The sequence below is a fragment of the Streptomyces sp. NPDC057486 genome (genome assembly GCF_042802415.1).
Lineage (GTDB): Bacteria > Actinomycetota > Actinomycetes > Streptomycetales > Streptomycetaceae > Streptomyces > Streptomyces yanii.
The window spans coordinates 1-20,616 of sequence record NZ_JBHVEE010000047.1; the positions used below are offsets into that span (position 1 = coordinate 1).

Annotated in this window: 22 protein-coding genes; 13 read left to right on the top strand and 9 right to left on the bottom strand. The window is 69.7% G+C overall.

The annotated features are described in order from the left end of the window. Window positions 1–86: 86 nt before the first annotated feature. The 9 genes from map to truA all read left to right on the top strand — a co-directional run bounded on the left by map (window position 87) and on the right by truA (window position 6,033). Window positions 87–923, top strand: a complete 837-nt coding sequence (gene map, locus ACFU6I_RS22175) for a type I methionyl aminopeptidase (protein WP_345514968.1) — start codon at window positions 87–89, stop codon at window positions 921–923. A 181-nt stretch (window positions 924–1,104) separates the two neighbouring features. Next, the gene (gene infA / locus ACFU6I_RS22180; RefSeq protein WP_003956442.1) at window positions 1,105–1,326 is read left to right on the top strand and encodes a translation initiation factor IF-1; all 222 of its coding nucleotides are present in this window, start codon (window positions 1,105–1,107) and stop codon (window positions 1,324–1,326) included. 60 nt (window positions 1,327–1,386) lie between these two features. Continuing rightward, window positions 1,387–1,500, top strand: coding sequence for a 50S ribosomal protein L36 (gene rpmJ, locus ACFU6I_RS22185; protein ID WP_003956441.1), 114 nt, complete (start codon window positions 1,387–1,389; stop codon window positions 1,498–1,500). A 198-nt stretch (window positions 1,501–1,698) separates the two neighbouring features. Further along, complete coding sequence (gene rpsM, locus ACFU6I_RS22190) at window positions 1,699–2,079, top strand: 30S ribosomal protein S13 (protein WP_018519286.1); 381 nt, start codon at window positions 1,699–1,701, stop codon at window positions 2,077–2,079. 105 nt (window positions 2,080–2,184) lie between these two features. Further along, window positions 2,185–2,589, top strand: a complete 405-nt coding sequence (rpsK, locus tag ACFU6I_RS22195; RefSeq protein WP_003956432.1) for a 30S ribosomal protein S11 — start codon at window positions 2,185–2,187, stop codon at window positions 2,587–2,589. Window positions 2,590–2,618: 29 nt separating this feature from the next. Then, window positions 2,619–3,245, top strand: coding sequence for a 30S ribosomal protein S4 (gene rpsD, locus ACFU6I_RS22200; protein ID WP_345514969.1), 627 nt, complete (start codon window positions 2,619–2,621; stop codon window positions 3,243–3,245). Window positions 3,246–3,354: 109 nt separating this feature from the next. Then, window positions 3,355–4,377, top strand: a complete 1,023-nt coding sequence (locus ACFU6I_RS22205) for a DNA-directed RNA polymerase subunit alpha (protein ID WP_024755423.1) — start codon at window positions 3,355–3,357, stop codon at window positions 4,375–4,377. Window positions 4,378–4,590: 213 nt separating this feature from the next. Then, the gene (rplQ, locus tag ACFU6I_RS22210) at window positions 4,591–5,091 is read left to right on the top strand and encodes a 50S ribosomal protein L17 (protein WP_384043607.1); all 501 of its coding nucleotides are present in this window, start codon (window positions 4,591–4,593) and stop codon (window positions 5,089–5,091) included. Between the two features lie 87 nt (window positions 5,092–5,178). Beyond that, window positions 5,179–6,033 carry a tRNA pseudouridine(38-40) synthase TruA gene (truA, locus tag ACFU6I_RS22215; protein ID WP_384369399.1) on the top strand — a complete coding sequence of 285 codons (855 nt, stop codon included), beginning with the start codon at window positions 5,179–5,181 and terminating at the stop codon, window positions 6,031–6,033. 441 nt (window positions 6,034–6,474) lie between these two features. Here the strand turns inward: truA and ACFU6I_RS22220 are convergent, their stop codons facing one another. Next, window positions 6,475–7,326 carry a hypothetical protein gene (locus tag ACFU6I_RS22220; protein WP_384369402.1) on the bottom strand — a complete coding sequence of 284 codons (852 nt, stop codon included), beginning with the start codon at window positions 7,324–7,326 and terminating at the stop codon, window positions 6,475–6,477. 58 nt (window positions 7,327–7,384) lie between these two features. Here ACFU6I_RS22220 and ACFU6I_RS22225 point away from each other — a divergent pair, with 58 nt between their 5' ends. From ACFU6I_RS22225 to glmM, 4 genes are all read left to right on the top strand, one after another. Next, complete coding sequence (locus ACFU6I_RS22225; RefSeq protein ID WP_384369531.1) at window positions 7,385–9,013, top strand: ABC-F family ATP-binding cassette domain-containing protein; 1,629 nt, start codon at window positions 7,385–7,387, stop codon at window positions 9,011–9,013. A 227-nt stretch (window positions 9,014–9,240) separates the two neighbouring features. Beyond that, a complete protein-coding gene (gene rplM / locus ACFU6I_RS22230) occupies window positions 9,241–9,684 on the top strand; it encodes a 50S ribosomal protein L13 (RefSeq protein ID WP_096625076.1) in 444 nt (147 codons plus the stop codon). A gap of 44 nt (window positions 9,685–9,728) precedes the next feature. Beyond that, complete coding sequence (rpsI, locus tag ACFU6I_RS22235; RefSeq protein WP_037688031.1) at window positions 9,729–10,256, top strand: 30S ribosomal protein S9; 528 nt, start codon at window positions 9,729–9,731, stop codon at window positions 10,254–10,256. Window positions 10,257–10,478: 222 nt separating this feature from the next. After that, window positions 10,479–11,837, top strand: coding sequence for a phosphoglucosamine mutase (gene glmM / locus ACFU6I_RS22240; RefSeq protein ID WP_384369405.1), 1,359 nt, complete (start codon window positions 10,479–10,481; stop codon window positions 11,835–11,837). A gap of 121 nt (window positions 11,838–11,958) precedes the next feature. Here glmM and ACFU6I_RS22245 read toward each other — a convergent pair whose 3' ends face one another. The 8 genes from ACFU6I_RS22245 to ACFU6I_RS22280 all read right to left on the bottom strand — a co-directional run bounded on the left by ACFU6I_RS22245 (window position 11,959) and on the right by ACFU6I_RS22280 (window position 20,592). Then, window positions 11,959–12,897: a DUF389 domain-containing protein gene (locus ACFU6I_RS22245; RefSeq protein WP_345514981.1), complete on the bottom strand. Its 939-nt coding sequence runs from the start codon at window positions 12,895–12,897 to the stop codon at window positions 11,959–11,961. A gap of 28 nt (window positions 12,898–12,925) precedes the next feature. Next, window positions 12,926–13,921 (bottom strand): type I pantothenate kinase, encoded by a 996-nt coding sequence (gene coaA, locus ACFU6I_RS22250; RefSeq protein ID WP_266982570.1) that lies wholly within the window; start codon window positions 13,919–13,921, stop codon window positions 12,926–12,928. 119 nt (window positions 13,922–14,040) lie between these two features. Next, window positions 14,041–15,015 carry a CU044_5270 family protein gene (locus ACFU6I_RS22255; protein WP_384369408.1) on the bottom strand — a complete coding sequence of 325 codons (975 nt, stop codon included), beginning with the start codon at window positions 15,013–15,015 and terminating at the stop codon, window positions 14,041–14,043. Continuing rightward, on the bottom strand, window positions 15,003–15,614 hold the full coding sequence (locus tag ACFU6I_RS22260) for an RNA polymerase sigma factor (protein WP_384369411.1): 612 nt from the start codon (window positions 15,612–15,614) through the stop codon (window positions 15,003–15,005). The genes ACFU6I_RS22255 and ACFU6I_RS22260 overlap by 13 nt, the downstream gene beginning before the upstream one ends. A gap of 478 nt (window positions 15,615–16,092) precedes the next feature. After that, window positions 16,093–17,028, bottom strand: coding sequence for an ROK family protein (locus tag ACFU6I_RS22265; protein WP_384369414.1), 936 nt, complete (start codon window positions 17,026–17,028; stop codon window positions 16,093–16,095). Next, window positions 17,025–18,734 (bottom strand): dipeptide ABC transporter ATP-binding protein, encoded by a 1,710-nt coding sequence (locus ACFU6I_RS22270; RefSeq protein ID WP_384369417.1) that lies wholly within the window; start codon window positions 18,732–18,734, stop codon window positions 17,025–17,027. Before ACFU6I_RS22270 ends, ACFU6I_RS22265 begins: the two co-directional genes overlap by 4 nt. Then, on the bottom strand, window positions 18,731–19,636 hold the full coding sequence (locus ACFU6I_RS22275; RefSeq protein ID WP_384369420.1) for an ABC transporter permease: 906 nt from the start codon (window positions 19,634–19,636) through the stop codon (window positions 18,731–18,733). The genes ACFU6I_RS22270 and ACFU6I_RS22275 overlap by 4 nt, the downstream gene beginning before the upstream one ends. Then, entirely contained in the window at window positions 19,633–20,592 is a 960-nt protein-coding gene (locus ACFU6I_RS22280) for an ABC transporter permease (protein WP_327244825.1), read from the bottom strand. The genes ACFU6I_RS22275 and ACFU6I_RS22280 overlap by 4 nt, the downstream gene beginning before the upstream one ends. Window positions 20,593–20,616: the final 24 nt, after the last annotated feature.

Genomic DNA, 20,616 nt, shown 5'->3' on the forward strand with positions numbered 1-20,616 from the left:
GTCCTTGGGCGCCGCGGCCGTCTGTTTGCGCCGTATCGTGGAGTACGCCGCACCCGTTCCCCTTCGATGCAGAGAGGCGCCGCGCAATGGTGCAGATCAAGACCCCCGAGCAGATCGCGAAGATGCGTGAGGCGGGGCTGGTGGTCGCTGCCATTCACGCGGCCACCCGCGAGGCGGCGGTGCCCGGCGCCACCACCCATGACCTTGACCAGGTCGCACGCAAGGTGATCGCCGACCACGGTGCGAAGTCGAACTTCCTCGGGTACGGCGGGTTCCCCGCGACCATCTGCACCTCGGTCAACGAGGTCGTCGTGCACGGAATCCCGGACGAGAAGACCGTCCTCAAGGACGGCGACATCATCTCCATCGACGCCGGCGCGATCGTGGACGGCTGGCACGGCGACGCGGCGTACACGGCGTTCGTCGGGACCGGTCACGCTCCGGAGCTCATCGAGCTGTCCCGGGTGACCGAGGAGTCCATGTGGGCCGGGATCGCCGCGATGAAGGTGAACAACCGCCTCGTCGACATCTCGAAGGCGATCGAGTCCTTCATCCGCCGCCAGCCGCGTCCCGCCACCGGCAAGTACGGGATCATCGAGGACTACGGCGGCCACGGCATCGGCACCGAGATGCACATGGACCCGCACCTGCTGAACTACGTCGCGCGCAAGCGGGGCAAGGGCATCAAGCTGGTTCCCGGCGTCTGCCTGGCCATCGAGCCGATGGTCTCGCTCGGTACGCCGCAGACCGAGGTGCTCCAGGACGACTGGACGGTCATCACGACCGACGGCACCTGGTCCTCCCACTGGGAGCACTCGATCGCCCTGACCGAGCAGGGCCCCCTGGTCCTGACGGCCCCCGACTGCGGACGCGCGAAGCTGGCGGAGTACGGGATCCAGGCCGCGCCGGACCCGCTGGGCTGAGGGGCCCCACCGGCTGAGAACGCGCCCCCGGGCAGGTCTAAGGATCTACTCCGGTGGGCAAACTTGACGGATTCGTCTTTTGGGGTCCGCTGACGTAGACTGACTCGTCGGCTCTCGTGCATCCGTGTGTCCGCATACGGAGCGGAGAGTCGATCAAGGTAGCCGATTCGAAAGGCGAAGCGTGGCCAAGAAGCAAGGTGCCATCGAAATTGAGGGCACCGTGATCGAGTCCCTCCCGAACGCCATGTTCAAGGTGGAGCTCCAGAACGGTCACAAGGTCCTCGCGCACATCAGCGGCAAGATGCGGATGCACTACATCCGTATCCTCCCGGATGACCGGGTCGTGGTGGAGCTCTCTCCGTACGACCTGACGCGTGGCCGGATCGTCTACCGATACAAGTAGATCTTGCCCACGCCCTGCTGCGGCGGGGTGGTGGCACTGACCCGGAGAACCTGACATCCCATGAAGGTCAAGCCGAGCGTCAAGAAGATCTGCGACAAGTGCAAGGTGATCCGCCGTCACGGTCGGGTCATGGTCATCTGCGACAACCTGCGCCACAAGCAGCGCCAGGGCTGACGCACGACCCCCTGCATCTCGCAGCACTTCGCGCGACGCACGTAATACGTACATACGCAGTGCCCGTCCAAGCTTCGGCTGACGACACCTCCGGCGGGGGCCGGGGACCCGGACGTACCACCGCTTCCCTTTCGGGGGCGGTCGGCGGCCGGGAGTGGTATTGCGGAAGACCCCCGAAATAACAACTGGAGCCATTGAATGGCACGCGTTTCAGGTGTTGACATCCCGCGCGAAAAGCGCGTGGAGGTTGCCCTCACCTACGTCTTCGGTATCGGGCGCACCCGGTCCAAGGAGATCCTCGCCACCACGGGTGTGAACCCGAACACGCGCGTTCGCGACCTGGCCGAAGAGGACCTGGTCAAGATCCGCGAGTACGTGGACGCCAACCTCCGCACCGAGGGTGACCTCCGTCGCGAGATTCAGGCCGACATCCGCCGCAAGGTCGAGATCGGCTGCTACCAGGGTCTGCGTCACCGCCGCGGCCTGCCGGTCCACGGCCAGCGCACCAGCACGAACGCTCGTACCCGCAAGGGTCCGCGTCGCGCGATCGCCGGTAAGAAGAAGCCGGGCAAGAAGTAGTCCTCAGCGGACGCACTGCGACAGTCCGGATCCCCGGGCCGTTGCAGCATCCAGCGGTCTTCGCTGTAGGACCGATCACCTCCCCTCTCCATCTGGAGTAAAGACATGCCCCCCAAGGGACGTCAGGGCGCAGCCAAGAAGGTGCGTCGCAAGGAAAAGAAGAACGTTGCTCACGGCCACGCGCACATCAAGAGCACGTTCAACAACACGATCGTTTCGATCACGGACCCCTCGGGCAACGTGATCTCCTGGGCCTCTGCCGGCCACGTCGGCTTCAAGGGCTCGCGCAAGTCCACCCCCTTCGCCGCGCAGATGGCCGCCGAGTCGGCCGCCCGCCGCGCGCAGGAGCACGGCATGCGCAAGGTTGACGTTTTCGTCAAGGGTCCGGGCTCCGGCCGCGAGACCGCGATCCGCTCCCTCCAGGCCACCGGCCTCGAGGTCGGTTCGATCCAGGACGTCACCCCCACTCCGCACAACGGATGCCGGCCGCCCAAGCGCCGTCGCGTCTGACGCACTGAAGCAACGGAGACAACTGGAAAATGGCGCGATACACCGGGGCCGACTGCAAGCGTTGCCGTCGGGAGAAGCAGAAGCTGTTCCTTAAGGGCAGCAAGTGCGAGAGCGCGAAGTGCCCGATCGAGATCCGTCCTTACCCCCCGGGTGAGCACGGACGCGGGCGCACCAAGGACAGCGAGTACCTTCTTCAGCTTCGTGAGAAGCAGAAGTGCTCGCGAATCTACGGTGTCCTTGAGAAGCAGTTCGTGAACTACTACAAGGAAGCGAACCAGAAGACCGGCAAGACCGGTGAGAACCTTCTGCGCATCCTTGAGACCCGCCTCGACAACGTGGTCTACCGGGCCGGCTTCGCCAAGTCCCGCGATCACGCCCGTCAGCTGGTGCGTCACGGACACATCGCCGTGAACGGCACGAAGACCGACATTCCGTCGGCCCGCGTCGCCGTGAACGACGTCATCGAGGTCCGCAAGAAGTCCAAGGCCCTGACCCCCTTCCAGGTGGCCCAGGCCGAGGCCGGCGAGCGTACCGTCCCGGCATGGCTCGAAGCCGTGCCGTCGACGCTGCGGATCCTCGTGCACTCCCTGCCCGAGCGCCAGGTGATCGACACCCAGGTGCAGGAGCAGCTGATCGTCGAGCTCTACTCCAAGTAGGAGAGCTCGCGGGTCCGGGCGGTACGGCTCTTTCGGGTCGTGCCGCCCGTACCCTTGTCAGTATCTGGGGGCGTCAAATAGTGGGCGCCCACGACTGAAGGACCACAGCATGCTTATCGCTCAGCGTCCGTCGCTGACCGAAGAGGTCGTCGACGAGTTCCGCTCCCGGTTCGTGATCGAGCCGCTGGAGCCGGGCTTCGGCTACACCCTCGGCAACTCTCTCCGCCGCACGCTCCTCTCCTCGATCCCCGGCGCTGCTGTCACCAGCATCCGGATCGACGGTGTCCTGCACGAGTTCACCACCGTGCCGGGCGTCAAGGAGGACGTCACCGACCTCATCCTCAACATCAAGCAGCTGGTCGTCTCCTCGGAGCACGACGAGCCGGTCGTGATGTACCTGCGCAAGCAGGGTCCCGGCCTGGTCACCGCTGCTGACATCGCCCCGCCGGCCGGTGTCGAGGTCCACAACCCGGACCTGGTCCTCGCCACGCTGAACGGCAAGGGCAAGCTGGAGATGGAGCTGACCGTCGAGCGCGGTCGCGGCTACGTCTCCGCCGTCCAGAACAAGCAGGCGGGCCAGGAGATCGGCCGTATCCCGGTCGACTCCATCTACTCGCCGGTGCTCAAGGTCACGTACAAGGTCGAGGCGACCCGTGTCGAGCAGCGCACCGACTTCGACAAGCTGATCGTCGACGTCGAGACCAAGCAGGCCATGCGTCCCCGTGACGCCATGGCGTCGGCCGGTAAGACCCTGGTCGAGCTGTTCGGTCTGGCCCGCGAGCTCAACATCGACGCCGAGGGCATCGACATGGGCCCGTCGCCGACGGACGCCGCGCTCGCTGCCGATCTGGCGCTGCCGATCGAGGAGCTGGAGCTCACGGTCCGCTCGTACAACTGCCTCAAGCGTGAGGGCATCCACTCCGTGGGTGAGCTCGTGGCGCGCTCCGAGGCCGACCTGCTCGACATCCGCAACTTCGGTGCGAAGTCGATCGACGAGGTCAAGGCGAAGCTGGCCGGTATGGGTCTGGCGCTCAAGGACAGCCCGCCCGGATTCGACCCGACCGCTGCCGCCGACGCCTTCGGCGCCGACGACGACGCGGACGCGGGCTTCGTCGAGACCGAGCAGTACTAGTACGCCTCCGGCTGGGGCGCCCGGGTCTCCCGGCGCCCCGGACCGGATGAGGGCTTTGCCCTCGATCGCCGGACGGGCTCGATTCCGGCCGATGACTGATCTCATCGGCCGGGACGGTGTCCGGTCGGCCCATGGACTTCCGTGGAGCGGCCGCTTCACGGGAACTGACACCGGTACCTGATACGGCCGGTGCAGCACACAAGGAGAAACACCATGCCGCGTCCCGCAAAGGGTGCCCGTCTGGGCGGCAGCGCCGCGCACGAGCGTCTGCTTCTCGCGAACCTCGCGAAGTCGCTGTTCGAGCACGGCCGCATCACGACGACCGAGGCCAAGGCCCGCCGCCTGCGTCCGGTCGCCGAGCGTCTGATCACCAAGGCGAAGAAGGGCGACATCCACAACCGTCGCCTCGTTCTGCAGACGATCACGGACAAGAGCATCGTGCACACGCTCTTCACCGAGATCGCCCCGCGCTACGAGAACCGCCCCGGTGGTTACACGCGCATCACCAAGATCGGCAACCGTCGTGGCGACAACGCCCCGATGGCCGTCATCGAGCTGGTCGAGGCGCTGACCGTGGCGCAGCAGGCCACCGGTGAGGCCGAGGCCGCGACGAAGCGTGCGGTCAAGGAGGACGCCCTCAAGAAGGACGAGTCCGCCGAGGTCGTCGAGGACGCCAAGCCGGCCGAGGCCGACGCGGAGTCCAAGGACGCCTGAGCGTTCTGAGACCACTGGACGGGCCCGCATCACCCTTCGGGGAGGTGCGGGCCCGTTCCGTATGTTCAGGCTTGAGAGGATCGTTGGGTGAGTGACGAAGTAGAGCCCGGTTTCGTACGGGTGCGGCTGGACCTGGCCTACGACGGCAAGGACTTCTCCGGCTGGGCGAAGCAGACGGCGCGGCGCACGGTGCAGGGGGAGATCGAGGACGCGCTGCGTACCGTGACGCGGTCCGAGCAGACGTACGACCTGACGGTCGCCGGGCGCACCGACGCCGGGGTGCACGCCCGCGGTCAGGTCGCGCACGTCGATCTGCCGGACGGGGTGTGGGCCGAGCACGGCGCGCTGCTGCTGCGCCGGATGGCCGGCCGGATGGCCCCCGATGTACGGATCTGGCGGGTGGCCGAGGCTCCGGCGGGGTTCAACGCGCGTTTCTCGGCGCTGTGGCGGCGGTACGCCTACCGGGTCTCGGACCGGCCCGGTGGCGTGGATCCGCTGATCCGCGGTCATGTGCTCTGGCACGACCGTCCGTTGGACGTGGACGCGATGAACGCGGCCGCGGCCCGGATGCTCGGCGAGCGCGACTTCGCCGCGTACTGCAGGAAGCGCGAGGGCGCGACGACCATCCGTACGTTGCAGAAGCTGAGTTGGGTACGGGACGAGGCGTCCGGTGTCATCACGGGGACCGTGCAGGCCGATGCCTTCTGCCACAACATGGTGCGCGCGCTGGTCGGCGCCATGCTGTTCGTGGGTGATGGACGCCGCCCCGACCCGTGGCCGGCCCAGGTGCTGGCGGCGGGGGTGCGGGACCCGGGGGTGCACGTGGTGCGGCCGCACGGGCTGACGCTGGAGGAAGTCGCCTACCCGGTCGACGAGTTGCTCGCCGCGCGCAACAAGGCGGCACGCAACGTACGGACGCTGCCGGGGAGCGGTTGCTGCTGAGGCGCGGTGCCGTCCGCTGCTCCGGACCTCCTCGATGTGCGCGTCGCCGCCGTTCCTCGGCCCTGTCGGTGACGTTCCGGTGCGGCAACCCGTCGGAGTGAGGCCGGGGTGCGGCCGACGAGGGCTGCGGCTCCGTCGCGACGGCACCGTCCGGGAGGGGGAGCCCGACCCGGCTCGGAGCCGTGCTCCCGACGCGCGCCCGGGTCCTCGGGGGAGTCGGCTGGCCGTCCGGCCGGCCCGGGTTGTGCAGGGCGGAATCGGCGAGACCCGATACGTATACGTCCCTCGGCTCCCACTGGGCGTGCACACGGGTCGCGGGGTCCCGGGTGTCGACGACCAGGGCCTCGCCCGGCGGCAGGTCGGTGCCGATGGCCGCGCCGTCGCCCAGCACGCGGGGAAGGGTGAGGAGGAACGGAAGACGTACGAGGTCCCCGGGACGGGTCAGCCGGCGGGTGCGGTCGCCGCCGCCGAGGCCTGGACCTCGCCGCGGTGGCGGATCTGACGGAACGTGAAGTTCGTCAGGTCGTCGCCGACCGAGAAGACGCTCTTGTCGGCCTTGGTGACGTTCTTGCCGTTCGTGAAGCCCCCGATGGTGAAGTAGGCGTAGCGGCCGTACGAGTTGGCGGTGCGGCGGCAGACGGAACCGCCGCGGCAGAACGTCGGCACGCCCGCGCCGCTCAGCGACGCCAGACCGCCGGACGCCTGCTGCGCCGCCTTCTTGGCCTGCGCCTCCGTCTCGAAGACCGCGACGCCGACGGTGACGGCGACCCCAGCACTGCTGTACGTGGCGCGGATGACCTGGTCGCAGCCGTTGCTCGTGAGGATCGAGCCGAGCGCGCCCTGGGTGGTCGCGGCGCAGTTCGTCGTGCGGTGCGTGGCGCCCTTGGCGTAGACGCGGTCACCCATCGTCAGCTTCTTGCCCGGGTAGAACGAGTCGATGGAGATCGGCGCCCTGTCCTTCTTCACATCGGATATGTAGTCCTTCGGGTCCGGAGGGGGCGGAGGGGCCACCGTGGAGAAGGACGGCTCGGGCTCCGCCGAGTCGGTCGGCAGATCGGCCGGTCCCGGCAACTGGCTCGCGTTCTTGCCCGAGCCGGTGGAGCCGTTGTTGTTGGTCGAGATGACCGCTGTGGCGACGATCGCCCCGATCGCGGCGGTGGCGAGCGCGCCGCCGCCGATCATCAGCCACTTCTTGCGACGGCTCCGCGCGGCGGATTCATCGGCCAGCGCTGCCCAGTCCGGAGTGTGATTTCCTCCGGGCCCCCAGGAGGGCCCCCCTTGCCCAAAGCTCATGCGGCGAATCCTAGAGGAGGCGTAAACCGGTTGGGCCAGGGCTTCGCGGGCCGTGACAATGCTGTGCATGGGACATCTTGAAGCAGGCCATCTCGAGTACTACCTACCGGACGGGCGGGTGCTGCTCGGCGATGCTTCGTTCCGGGTCGCGGACGGGGCCGTCGTCGCCCTCGTGGGAGCGAACGGCGCCGGGAAGACCACGCTGCTGCGGCTGCTGTCCGGGGAGATCCAGCCGCACGGCGGCACGGTGTCGGTGAGCGGCGGACTCGGGGTGATGCCGCAGTTCGTGGGCTCTGTGCGGGACGACCGTACGGTCCGGGACCTCCTCGTCTCCGTCGCCCAGCCGCGCATCCGGGAGGCGGCACAGGCCGTCGACAGGGCCGAGGAGCTGATCCTCACCGTCGACGACGAGGCCGCGCAGATGACGTACGCGCAGGCCCTCAGCGACTGGGCGGAGGCCCGCGGGTACGAGGCCGAGACCGTCTGGGACATGTGCACCACGGCCGCGCTCGGTGTCCCGTACGAGAAGGCGCAGTGGCGCGAGGTCCGCACGCTCAGTGGTGGTGAGCAGAAGCGGCTCGTGCTCGAGGCGCTGCTGCGCGGGCCCGACGAGGTGCTGCTGCTCGACGAGCCGGACAACTATCTCGACGTCCCCGGCAAGCGGTGGCTGGAGGGGAAGCTCAAGGAGACGCGGAAGACGGTGCTCTTCGTCTCGCACGACCGGGAGCTGCTGTCCCGGGCCGCCGAGAAGATCGTGAGCGTGGAGCCCAGCCCGGCAGGCAGCGATGTGTGGGTGCACGGCGCCGGCTTCGATACGTACCACCAGGCCAGGAAGGACCGGTTCGCCCGGTTCGAGGAGCTGCTGCGGCGCTGGGAGGAGGAGCACGCCCGGCTGAAGGCGCTGGTCCACCGGCTGCGGCAGCAGGCGGCGATCAGCCCCGACATGGCGTCGCGCTACCGGGCGATGCAGACCCGCTTCAAGAAGTTCGAGGACGCGGGACCGCCGCCGGAGCCGCCGCGCGAGCAGGACATCAAGATGCGGCTGCGCGGCGGCCGGACCGGGGTGCGGGCGGTGACCTGCAAGGCGCTGGAGCTGACCGGGCTGATGAAGCCGTTCGACCTGGAGATCTACTACGGCGAACGGGTGGCCGTCCTCGGCTCGAACGGCTCGGGCAAGTCGCACTTCCTGCGGCTGCTGGCCGGGGAAACGGTCGCGCACACGGGGGAGTGGAAGCTCGGCGCGCGGGTCGTGCCCGGGCATTTCGCGCAGACGCACGCCCATCCGGAGCTGATGGGGCACACGCTCGTCGAGATCCTGTGGACGGAGCACGCGAAGGACCGGGGCGGGGCGATGTCCGTACTGCGCCGGTACGAACTGGAGCGGCAGGGCGACCAGCCCTTCGAGAAGCTGTCCGGCGGGCAGCAGGCACGGTTCCAGATCCTGCTGCTGGAGCTGGCGGGAACCACGGCGCTGCTGCTGGACGAGCCGACGGACAACCTGGACCTGGAGTCGGCGGAGGCGCTGCAGGACGGGCTCGAGGCGTACGAGGGGACCGTGATGGCCGTCACGCACGACCGGTGGTTCGCGAAGTCCTTCGACCGGTACCTGGTGTTCGGGTCGGACGGGGTGGTGCGGGAGACGGCGGAGCCGGTGTGGGACGAGCGGCGGGTGGAGCGGGAGCGGTAGGGCCGGCGCGTTTTGACCCGTCCCGGGCGGGGCGGGTACTGTCGGGGGTTGTTATACGTATCGGCTTCGTCGTTCTCACGCGAAGAGCCCTTACGTAGGTTCTCTGGAGCAGTTACCAGTGGCTCGCATACGGGCAGCGTTCCCGGCATTGTGAGCCCCAGCTGCATGATCGCTTCAGGGGTGCCATGTGTCTGGACCTCATCCACTGAAGAAGCGAAGGCTACGAAGTGCGTACGTACAGCCCCAAGCCCGGCGATGTGACGCGCCAGTGGCACATCATTGACGCGCAGGACATCGTCCTGGGTCGTCTGGCCACCACGGCTGCGAACCTCCTCCGAGGCAAGCACAAGGCGATTTACGCCCCCCACATGGACATGGGCGACTTCGTCATCATCATCAACGCCGAGAAGGTTCACCTCTCCGGCAACAAGAAGACCCAGAAGATGGCGTACCGCCACTCCGGGTTCCCGGGTGGTCTGCGCTCCGTGCGTTACGACGAGCTCCTCTCCAAGAACCCGGAGAAGGCTGTCGAGAAGGCCATCAAGGGCATGATTCCCAAGAACTCCCTGGGCCGTCAGATGCTCTCGAAGCTCAAGGTCTACGCGGGCGACCAGCACCCGCACGCTGCGCAGCAGCCGGTCCCGTTCGAGATCACCCAGGTCGCGCAGTAGTTCCGGCCTCCCCCTAAGACACAAAGAAAGATCTGAGGAGAATCGTGGCCGAGACCACTGTTGAGAACCCCATCGAGGGCACCGAGGGCGAAGAGGTCTTCGCCGAGGTGACCACCTTCGAGTCCGAGGTTCCCGTCGAGGGCGAGTACACCAGCGAGTCGCTGGCGTCCCGCTTCGGCGAGCCGCAGCCTGCCGCCGGCCTTGGCCGTCGCAAGAACGCCATTGCCCGCGTCCGGATCGTTCCGGGCACCGGCAAGTGGAAGATCAACGGTCGCACCCTTGAGGACTACTTCCCCAACAAGGTGCACCAGCAGGAAGTCAACGAGCCCTTCAAGGTGCTCGAGCTCGACAACCGCTACGACGTCATCGCCCGTATCTCGGGTGGCGGCGTCTCGGGTCAGGCCGGTGCCCTGCGCCTCGGTGTTGCTCGTGCGCTGAACGAGGCGGACGTGGACAACAACCGCGCCCCGCTGAAGAAGGCCGGCTTCCTCTCCCGCGACGACCGTGCGGTCGAGCGCAAGAAGGCCGGTCTCAAGAAGGCCCGTAAGGCCCCGCAGTACAGCAAGCGCTAATCCGCCTGCTCACCTGCTTTACACGTTCGCCCCGGAGGCACTCCCTGTGCCCCCGGGGCGTTCGTCTATTGGCCCCCTGGGGCGTATAACGGCATCAGACGTTCATAGGCCCGCCGTGGCTCGGCATGGCTCTTTATGTTCCCTTGCGTCGTTCCGGGTCATGCCTGTCATGACTCGTTTTGTTTTTGCAGTTCGGTTTCGGAGCATCTTCGGAGGACACCAGTGGGACGACTCTTCGGCACGGACGGTGTGCGCGGCGTCGCCAATGCGGACCTGACGGCCGAGCTCGCGCTCGGTCTGTCGGTCGCTGCGGCGCATGTGCTCGCCGAGACGGGCACCCTTGAGGGGCATCGGCCGACCGCGGTGGTGGGCCGTGACCCCCGCGCGTCCGGAGAGTTCCTGGAGGCTGCCGTGGTGGCCGGTCTGGCGAGCGCGGGCGTGGACGTCCTGCGCGTCGGTGTGCTGCCCACCCCCGCGGTGGCGTACCTCACCGGCGCGCTGGGCGCCGACCTCGGCGTGATGCTCTCCGCCAGTCACAACGCCATGCCGGACAACGGTGTCAAGTTCTTCGCCCGCGGTGGTCACAAGCTCGCCGACGAGCTGGAGGACCGGATCGAGACGCTCTACGAGCAGCACCGCACCGGTGAGCCGTGGGCGCGTCCGACCGGTGCCGGTGTGGGACGGGTCACGGACTACACCGAGGGCTTCGACCGGTACGTGGCGCACCTCGTCGCGGTCCTGCCGAACCGGCTCGACGGGCTGAAGGTCGTCCTCGACGAGGCGCACGGCGCGGCCGCCCGGGTCTCGCCCGAGGCATTCGCCCGGGCCGGCGCCGAGGTCGTCACCATCGGGGCCGAACCGAACGGCCTGAACATCAACGAGGGCTGCGGCTCCACCCACCTGGAGTTGCTGAAGAACGCCGTCGTCGAGCACGGCGCCGACCTGGGTATCGCGCACGACGGCGACGCCGACCGCTGCCTCGCCGTGGACGCCTCGGGCGAGGAGGTCGACGGCGACCAGATCCTGGCCGTGCTGGCCCTCGCCATGCGCGAGGCCGGGCAGCTGCGCAAGGACACCGTGGTCGGCACGGTCATGTCCAACCTCGGCTTCAAGATCGCCATGGAGCGGGAGGGCATCCACCTCGTCCAGACCGCCGTCGGTGACCGATACGTCCTGGAGTCGATGAAGGCGCAGGGCTACGCGCTGGGCGGCGAGCAGTCCGGCCATGTCATCGTCCTCGACCACGCCACGACCGGTGACGGCACGCTGACCGGCCTGATGCTGGCGGCCCGGGTCGTCGCCACCGGCCGTACGCTCGCCGACCTGGCCGGTGTCATGCAGCGGCTCCCGCAGATCCTGGTCAATGTCCGGGACGTCGACAAGTCCCGGGTCGACACCTCTCCGGAGCTGGCCGCCGCGGTCGAGGAGGCCGAGCGCGAGCTGGGCGACACCGGGCGCGTACTGCTGCGCCAGTCGGGCACCGAGCCGCTGGTGCGGGTCATGGTCGAGGCGGCCGACATCGAGCAGGCGCGGTCGGTGGCCGGGCGGCTGGCCGACGCGGTGAAGTCCGCCCTGGGGTGACCTTCGCCGTTCGAGGGTGAGGTGCCGCCCGGTGTTCCTCCTGGAGGGGCGCCGGGCGGCGTCGTGTGCGGCCGCTGCCGGACGACAGCCGAAGGACCGTCGCCGGCCCCGGGCCATCGCGTCAGGCAGCCCGGATACGGCGACGGTGCATCGCCCACAGCGCCTTCTGGACCAGCAGTGTCAGCGTGCCCGCGAGCACGATCCCGCCGAGGTTCGCCGCCAGCTGGCCCACCGAACCCCACGTCTGCGCGAGGTCCTGGTAGCTGAAGGCCACGGCCGCGTTGGCGGCCGCGGGCACCGTCGTCACCGAGATCGCGACGCCGATCAGCGCCCCCGACTTCGCCGAGGTGAGGGAGAGCGTGCCACCGATGCCCGCCAGGAACGCCACCACGAACGACATCCAGTCCGGCTGCCAGATGAACGCCGTGTTGGGCCGTTCCGCCTCGATCATCGCCCCCGTGAACAGCCCGAGGCCGTTCATCATCCAGGCGAACCCGGCCGTCAGCACCATCGCTACGGCGAACCCGCCGACCAGCGCCCACAGCGACCGCCACACCAGGCGCGGGACGCGCTGCACCAGCGCCGTGGAAATGCCGGCCAGCGGACCGAACTCCGGGCCCACCGCCATCGCCCCCACGATCAGGATCGCGTTGTCCAGCATCACACCGCAGGCCGCGAGCATCGTGGCGATCGAGAGGAACGCCAGGTAGGTGACGCTGAACGTCGACTCCTCGTGGGTCGCGTCCGCCAGCTCCTCCCACAGCACCGCGTCCGCGCCCTCGCCCGGTGCCTCCTCCTCGGCCCGGTCGGCATGCGCGGAGAGCGTCAGGTCCGTTTCCTCGACGGTGATCGAGCCGGACTCGTCGATGCCGAGCTCGCGCAGTGATGTGATCAGCTCGTCGCCCGCCTCGCGCGCCACGTCGCACGTCACGACATCGCCCGCGGGGTCGAGGGCGACACCGGGCATGACCACCAGATGCGTGGTGCCGACGGTGTGCCGCACGAGGTGCACCACATCGTCCGTGCGGTCCTGAGGGACGATCAGGCGCAGATGCAGCACGCGGATACTCCAGGGGAGGCTCGGGGACTCAGAGTTTGCGCAGCGAGAGACGCTGGACCTTGTGGTCCGGGCCCTTGCGCAGCACCAGAGTGGCACGGCCGCGTGTGGGTGCCACATTTTCCAGCAGATTGGGCTTGTTGATGGTCCGCCACATGGTGCGGGCGTACTCCATGGCCTCCTCCTCGGAGACCTGGGTGTACTTGCGGAAGTACGAGAACGGATTCTGGAAGGCCGTCTCGCGCAGCTTGCGGAAGCGGTTGAGGTACCAGGTCTCGATGTCCTCGGCCCGCGCGTCCACGTACACACTGAAGTCGAAGTAGTCGGCGAGCCCGACTCTGGTGCGGCCGTCCTTGCCGGGGAGCGCGGGCTGCAGCACGTTGAGGCCCTCGACGATCAGGATGTCGGGGCGGCGGACGGTGAGCCGCTCGCCCGGCACGATGTCGTAGATCAGGTGTGAGTAGACGGGCGCCGTCACCTCGTCCTTGCCGGCCTTGATGTCGGCGACGAAACGGGTCAGGGCCCGCCGGTCGTACGACTCGGGGAAACCCTTGCGCGACATCAGCCCGCGTGCCCGGAGCTCCTTCATCGGCAGCAGGAACCCGTCCGTGGTGACGAGCTCCACCCGGGGGTGCTCGGGCCAGCGGGCGAGCAGCGCCTGGAGGATACGGGCACTGGTGGACTTGCCGACGGCGACACTGCCGGCGACCCCGATGACGAACGGGGTGCCCCGCTGCGCGCCATGGCCGTTGCCCGCGTCCCCGAGGAAGGTGTTCAGGGCACCGCGCAGGCCGGAGGTGGCCTGGACGTAGAGGTTGAGGAGGCGGGAGAGCGGCAGGTAGACGTCGCGTACCTCGTCGAGGTCGATGACGTCCCCGAGCCCGCGCAGCTGCTCCACCTCGTCGGCGGTCAGCGGCAGCGGCGTCTTGTCGCGCAGGGCGCTCCACTCGGCGCGCGACAGGTCGACGTACGGCGTCGAAGCGTGCTCGGCGCGTCGGTGGGTGCTCCGTGGCGGCGAAGTGATCACGGGTTCATTGTCGCGGGAGTTCTGACCCGGTGGGGGGTGGGGTCGGTCACGTGGAAGGGCTGCGGCCCGGTGTCCGCACCCCTGTGGCGGACACCGGGCCGTTCCGTACCACCCTGCGGTCAGGGCTTTTGGCCCTTGGCGTCGACGACGGCGGCCATGATCCGCGCCTCGCTGGTGAGGACCTCCCCGGCCTTGTACGTCTCGGGCGGGACCTTCATCCCGGTGGGAACCTTCATCTCGTAGTCCTCGACGGCCACGAAGCGCATGCCCGCGTAGCTGTAGTCGCGGGGGCTGATGAGGATCTCGCGCTGCTCGTGCGAGCCGTCCTCCTTCCGTGTGATGGCAATGGCATCGCGCCCGGCGGCGTCCTTCACGAGATGGTCGGTGACCTTCACCCCCGGGACGGTGGCCAGCGCACGGTAGATCCGGGCGAGGGCGTCCGGGGCGATCGGGTACGCCTCGACCATCAGACCCATGGCGCGGAAGCTGTGCTGGGCCTCGGCCTCGGGAAGGCTGTCGGCGGTGTGGCCCGTCGGATAGAACGAGCGGACCTTCGCCAGCAGAAGCGCCGGATTGTCGGGCAGCTCATCGGCGGCACGGTAGACCTGGCGGGCCGTGCGGTAGTCGCTGTCCTTGCCGTTCTCCGCCGCGGCGGAGTTGTCGTACGGAACCCAGGAGTCCGGGTCGTACGAGAGTCGCCCCACGTCGGCCGAGCCCGCCTTGGGCTCCCGCTGGGCGATCTTCGTCCGGGTGTAGATCCACTGGTCGTCGCGCGGCTCCGGCGCGGCCTGCTGCTTCGCCAGCTCGTCGGCGGCCCGGTTCAGTACCTCGGCCGGGCTGTCCAGGGTCAGGGGGGCCGCCGCGGTGGCCCCGTGGGTGGGACCGTCCGAGCCGATCTGCGTGGTCAGCAGAGCGGCCGCGGTGATCGCCGCCGCGGCGCCGATCGACGCGATCCGCCAGTCGGCGCGCAGCCGGCGGGTGCTCCGGCCGCCCGCAAGGGAGTCCGTCAGCCGCTGCCGGCCGGGAGCGAGCGCGGCACGGTCGGGGACGGGAGCATCTGCGCGCAGCTCGCGCAGCTGGGTCATTTCGTCCATGACGGGCTCAGCTCCATGACGTCGGATGTGAACGCGGGGTCGGTGTGCAACGCCTCGCGGACCTTGCGACGGGCGCGGTTGAGGCGGGACCGCACGGTGCCGAGCGGGATGCCCAGCGCCTGCGCGACCTCCTCGTACGCGAGGTCCGCCCAGGCGACGAGCAGCAGGACATGGCGGTCGCCGGGGGAGAGCGCGGCGAGCGCTCCGGCCAGCGGCACCTGGGCGGCGATCCGGTCGTCGGAGCGGTCGCTCCAGGACGCGGCGACCGTGTCCTGTCCGGTACGGGCCAGGGCCCGCAGACTCCGCTCCTCGCTGCGCCGGTGCTTGCCGATGAGGTTGGCGGCGATGCCGTACAGCCAGGGCCGGGCGCCCCGGCGGGTGGCGTCGTAGCGGCGTCGGGACCGGAACGCGATGAGGAACGTCTCCGCCGCGATGTCGTCCGCCACGCCCTCCCCGAGGCGGCGGGCGGCGTACCGGTGGATGGCGGGCGCGTGACGGTCGTAGAGCCCGGCGAAGATCTCCGGCTGCTCCAGCGACTGGGCGACGATCTCGGCGTCGTCGGCTTCGGTGATGGGCCGTCCGGTCGGGGGTCCGGTCACAGGGGCTCCTGAGGCTCGGTCGGTGAGCGTGTCACCCCTTGTTCCCCGCAGGGCGCACAAAGGTTCACGGGGCGCGGCGGCCGAGGGCGCAGGTCGCCGGACGGGCGCCCTCAGCCCCTGTACGAGCCCGGCATCAGCGACGGCGGCCGGTCCGCGGCAACCTCAGCACGGACCGGGTCCGGCTCTTCAGCCCGCCCCCTCCCGGCGAGGATGCCGACCGGGGGACGGAGCCGGTGACGCGCTCCGGCATCCGTACCACCGCGGTGGCCGGTACCCCGCGTCGATCAACCTCAGCCGATCCTGCCGGCCGGGCGGGCAACCCGATGTCCGGAACTCGGCACGGAAGGCCTCGATCTCCTGGACGACACGGTGATCGTCCGGCGTCGGAGGAGGGCCGGCGAAGAGACTGCTCCGACGCTACGACGCACAGAGGCTCGTAGCATCGGAGCACGCTCGTGGCGCCTTCGACCGGGCTTCCTCAGACGCCGACCTTCGCCGCCAGCTCCCGTCGGGCCCGGGCCGCGGCGCCGACCGGTACCGCGTCGGCAGCCAGGGCTGCCCTGACCAGCCGGATCGGGTGGCCGCTGACCGGCGGGTCGGCGGCCAGTGACGCCAGGACGAGGGGCTCCAGCAGGGGCCAGGCACGGCTGACCCCGCCGCCGACCACCACCGTGGTGATGTCCACGACGCCGGCCGTCATCACGATCGCCCGGGCGATCCCGGCACCGGCGGCCCGGTACACCTCGAGGGCGTCCTGGTCACCGCGGTCGGCGGCCTGTGCGACCTCGCGGGCGGTCAGCCGGCGGCCGGTGCGGTCCGCGTAACGGGCGCCGATGGAACGGCCGGAGGCCAGGGTCTCCAGATGGCCCCGGCCGCCGCACGAGCAGAGCAGATCACCGAAGCCGGGGATGTGCCCGATCTCGCCGGCCGCGCCGTGCGGCCCGGCGAACAGCGCGCCGCCGGTCCACAGCGCGCCGCCGACCCCGGTGCCCAGCGTCATCCCGAGGACGTCCGACTCGCCGCGCACGGCGCCGCCGGACACCTCCCCGTAGAGGAAGGCGTTGACGTCGTTGTCCAGGAAGGCCGGGACGCCCAGCGCCTCCTCGACGGCATCCGTCACCGCGAAGCCGGCCCAGCCGGTGAAGGAGTCGCTGGCCACCAGGATGCGGCCGGTGGCGGAGTCCACCACGCCGGCTGCGCCGACCCCGCAACCGACGAGGCGGCCGGGGGTGCGCTCCAGCAGCGGGGCCAGCGCGCCCAGGGCCGCGCCGATCATGGCCCGGCCGCCGTCGGTCGCCGGGGTCGCCACCTCGGCGCGGTCCAGCACGGTCAGGTCCTCGGCGCAGAGAACCACCTGGGTGGTGGTGCCGCCGATGTCCACTCCGGCGAAGAGCGTACGGTCGTGGGAGCTCACGCCTGGGCCTCCGTCCGGCCGGCCGCGAGGGTGGCCAGGCGTTCGGCTCTGCGGCCGCGCTGGATCACCGGGTCGGGCACCGGCACGGCGGCCAGCAGCCGGCGGGTGTAGTCGGTCTCCGGGTGCAACAGGGTCGCGCCGGTGGCGCCCTGCTCCTCGACCCGGCCGGCCCGCATCACCACGACGCGCTGGGCGAAGTGCTGTACGACGGCCAGGTCGTGGGAGACGAAGAGACAGGCGAAGCCCAGCTCGTCCTGGAGCTCGGAGATCACGTCGAGCACCGCCTCCTGCACGCTCACGTCGAGCGCGCTGGTGGGCTCGTCGGCGACCAGCAGCCGGGGCTCCAGGACCAGGGCGCGGGCCAGGCTGACCCGCTGGCGCTGACCGCCGGACAGCTCCCGGGGAGCGCGCCGGGCGAGTTCACGCGGCAGCCGGACCCGGTCGAGTACGGCGTCGACCTTGCTCTGGCGGTCCTTGGCGGAGAGCTTGCGGCGGTGCACCCTGAGCGGTTCGGCGATGCACTCGCCGACCGTCATCCGGGCGTCGAGCGACGCCACCGGGTCCTGGAGGACCACGCCGATACCGGACCGCAGCGCCCGGCGGGCCCGGGACCGGGTGCCGGCCAGGCCGGTGCCGAACAGCGAGACGGTGCCGGAAGTCGGCGGGATCAGACCGAGCGCGACCCGGGACGCGGTGGACTTGCCGGAGCCCGACTCGCCCACCAGGCCCAGGGTCTCCCCGGCGTGGACGGCGAGCGAGACCCCGTCCAGAGCCCGCACGGCGCCCTTGCCACGGCCGAACACCACGGAGATGTCGCGGAGTTCGACCACTGGCTCGGTGTCCGGGCGGGGGGTGGCGGCCGGCGCCGCCGGCCGGCCCGCCTCGGCGACCGACAGCCGGGGCACCGCGGCCAGCAGCCGCTTGGTGTAGTCGTGGGACGGGCGGAGCAGCACGTCCTCGACCGCTCCGGTCTCCACGATCTCGCCGTGGTACATCACGGCGACCCGGTCGGCGAAGTCCGCGACCACGCCCATGTTGTGGGTGACCAGCAGGACGCCGGTGCCGGTCTCGACGGCGAGCCGGCGCAGCAGGTCGAGGATCTCGGCCTGCACCGTGACGTCCAGCGCGGTGGTCGGCTCGTCGGCGATCAGCAGGGCGGGCTCGTTGGCGATGGCCATGGCGATGACCACCCGCTGGCGCTGTCCGCCGGAGAGCTGGAAGGGGTAGGCAGTGGCCCGCTTCTCAGGCTCGGGGATGCCGACCCTGCGGAGGAGTTCGACGGCCTCGGCGGCGGCGTCCTTGGCGGACACCTCGCGGTGGTTGCGGATCACTTCGGCGATCTGCTTGCCGATCCGGGTCAGCGGGTCCAGCGCGGTGGCCGGCTCCTGGAACACCATGGAGACGGTCCGGCCGCGCAGCGCCGCCAGGTCGCTCTCATGGGCACCGACCACCTGGGTGCCGGCGATGGTGGCGCAGCCGGTGGCACGGGCGTTGCCGGCCAGCAGGCCCATCGCGGCCAGCGCGATGGTGGACTTGCCGGAGCCCGACTCGCCGACCAGGGCGAGCGTCTCGCCGGGGCTGACGTGCAGGGAGACGCCCCGAACGGCCGGCACCTCGCCGGTCTCGGTGGTGAAGATGACGCCGAGGTCGTCGAGTTCGAGAATCGGCCCGGCCGACGGGGCGGCGGTGCCCTGGGTGGCGGTCATCCGCGTCCCCTCACATCGAATGCGTCGCGGAGTCCGTCCCCGATCGCGTTGAACGCCCACACCACCAGGATGATGGCCAGGCCCGGCGGCAGGATGAGCCACCAGTAGCCGGAGTAGGCGGCGGTGAGACCGGCCGAGAGCATGCCGCCCCAGTCGGTGGCCGGCGGCTGGACGCCCAGGCCCAGGTAGGAGACGTAGGCGACCAGCAGGATGGCGTCGGCGATCTGGAAGGTGGTCGCAACGATGATGGTCGAGACCGAGTTCGGCAGGATGTGCCGGGTGATCGCCCGGGAGTGCGTCCCGCCGATGGCGCGCAGGGTCAGGACGTAGTCGCGGTTCTTCAGGGTCAGCGTCTCGGCCCTGATCAGCCGGGAGGGCACCAGCCAGGAGACGAAGCCCAGGATGACGATCAGCCCGGTCAGGCCCGGGGTGGTGATGGCCGAAACCACCAGCAGGATGAAGAGCGCCGGGATGGCGATCCCCGCGTCCACGATCCGCATCATGACCGCGTCGATCCAGCCGCCCGCGTAGCCGGCGGCGGCGCCCCACAGGGTGCCGATCACGGTGGCCAGGATGCCCGCGGCGAGGCCGACGATCAGCGACACCTTGCCGCCGTACATCAGCCGGCCCAGCTCGTCGTGGCCGACCGCGTCGGTGCCGAGCCAGTGCGAACCGCTGGGGCCGAGGTTGACCTGCTGGAGCATCGTGTGGGTCTGGTCGGTGGAGTACACCAGCGGACCGAGGAAGCAGAACAGGAAGAAGAAGACCACGACGCCGAGTCCGACGACGGCGAGCCGGTTGCGCAGGAAGCGCCGGACGGCGAGCCGGGAGCCGGACACCGCACCGGTGGCGGTGGCGGTGGCCGTGCCGGGCGCCTGACCCGGCTGGATGACGGCGCTCATGCCCGACCTGCCTTCACTCGGGGGTCGATGATCCGCTGGACGATGTCGGCGAGCAGCGTGCCGACCACCGTGGCGATCGCGATGACCAGCACACAGCCCAGCAGCACCGGATAGTCGGAGGACTGCGCGGCGGTCCAGAAGAGCAGGCCCATGCCGGGGTAGTTGAAGAGCTGCTCGACCACCAGGGCGCCGCCGAACAGCACCGGCACGTAGTAGCCGAGCATGGCGATCACCGGCGTCAGCGAGTTGCGGAACACATGCCGCCACAGGATGGAGCGGGAGCGGGAGCCGCCGGCCCGCGCCGTCCTGACGTAGTCCTCGGAGAGGTTCTCCAGGGTGGCCGCCCGCATGTAGCGGCTGAACACCGCGATCATCGAGGCGGCACCGGCGACGACCGGCAGCACCAGCGCCAGCGGGTCGGAGAACACCTGGGCGAGCGTGTCCCCCTGCGGGGCCTGGGACGGGAACCACGGCAGCGCCTGGCTGAACACCAGCACCAGGATCAGCCCGAGGAAGTACACGGGTGTGGAGTAGGCGATGAAGCTCAGCGTGGTGATGACGTAGTCGACGGGCTTGTTGCGCCGGACGGCCTGCCACATGCCCAGCGGGATGGCCAGCACGAGGCCGACGATCGCCGACAGGGCGGTGAGGACCAGGGTCTTGGCCAGCCGCTCGGAGATGAGCTGGGAGACCGGCTCATTGAGGGTGTACGAGGTTCCGAGGTCGCCGTGCAGCAGCTGGTTCAGGTAGTAGAAGTACTGCACGGGGAGTGGCTTGTCGAGGCCCTGCTCGTGGTTGAAGGACGCGATCTGCTGCGCCGTGGCCTGCGGGCCGAGGATCCCGCGAGCGGGACCCCCGGGCAGGGCGTGCAGCAGACCGAAGACCACGATCGTCACGATGACGATCACCACGACGGCTTGGAGGACCCGTCTGATCAGGTACGAGGAAGTACTCATGTGTTTTCCGGTCGCTTCGGCTCA

What these genes read in the sequence shown, in the direction of transcription:
- map (WP_345514968.1), top strand. Translation starts at nt 87, where the DNA reads ATGGTGCAGATCAAGACCCCCGAGCAGATCGCGAAGATGCGTGAGGCG.
- rpmJ (WP_003956441.1), top strand. Translation starts at nt 1,387, where the DNA reads ATGAAGGTCAAGCCGAGCGTCAAGAAGATCTGCGACAAGTGCAAGGTG.
- rpsM (WP_018519286.1), top strand. Translation starts at nt 1,699, where the DNA reads ATGGCACGCGTTTCAGGTGTTGACATCCCGCGCGAAAAGCGCGTGGAG.
- rpsK (WP_003956432.1), top strand. Translation starts at nt 2,185, where the DNA reads ATGCCCCCCAAGGGACGTCAGGGCGCAGCCAAGAAGGTGCGTCGCAAG.
- rpsD (WP_345514969.1), top strand. Translation starts at nt 2,619, where the DNA reads ATGGCGCGATACACCGGGGCCGACTGCAAGCGTTGCCGTCGGGAGAAG.
- ACFU6I_RS22205 (WP_024755423.1), top strand. Translation starts at nt 3,355, where the DNA reads ATGCTTATCGCTCAGCGTCCGTCGCTGACCGAAGAGGTCGTCGACGAG.
- rplQ (WP_384043607.1), top strand. Translation starts at nt 4,591, where the DNA reads ATGCCGCGTCCCGCAAAGGGTGCCCGTCTGGGCGGCAGCGCCGCGCAC.
- ACFU6I_RS22220 (WP_384369402.1), bottom strand. Translation starts at nt 7,326, where the DNA reads ATGAGCTTTGGGCAAGGGGGGCCCTCCTGGGGGCCCGGAGGAAATCAC.
- ACFU6I_RS22225 (WP_384369531.1), top strand. Translation starts at nt 7,385, where the DNA reads ATGCTGTGCATGGGACATCTTGAAGCAGGCCATCTCGAGTACTACCTA.
- ACFU6I_RS22255 (WP_384369408.1), bottom strand. Translation starts at nt 15,015, where the DNA reads ATGGACGAAATGACCCAGCTGCGCGAGCTGCGCGCAGATGCTCCCGTC.
- ACFU6I_RS22270 (WP_384369417.1), bottom strand. Translation starts at nt 18,734, where the DNA reads ATGACCGCCACCCAGGGCACCGCCGCCCCGTCGGCCGGGCCGATTCTC.
- ACFU6I_RS22275 (WP_384369420.1), bottom strand. Translation starts at nt 19,636, where the DNA reads ATGAGCGCCGTCATCCAGCCGGGTCAGGCGCCCGGCACGGCCACCGCC.
- ACFU6I_RS22280 (WP_327244825.1), bottom strand. Translation starts at nt 20,592, where the DNA reads ATGAGTACTTCCTCGTACCTGATCAGACGGGTCCTCCAAGCCGTCGTG.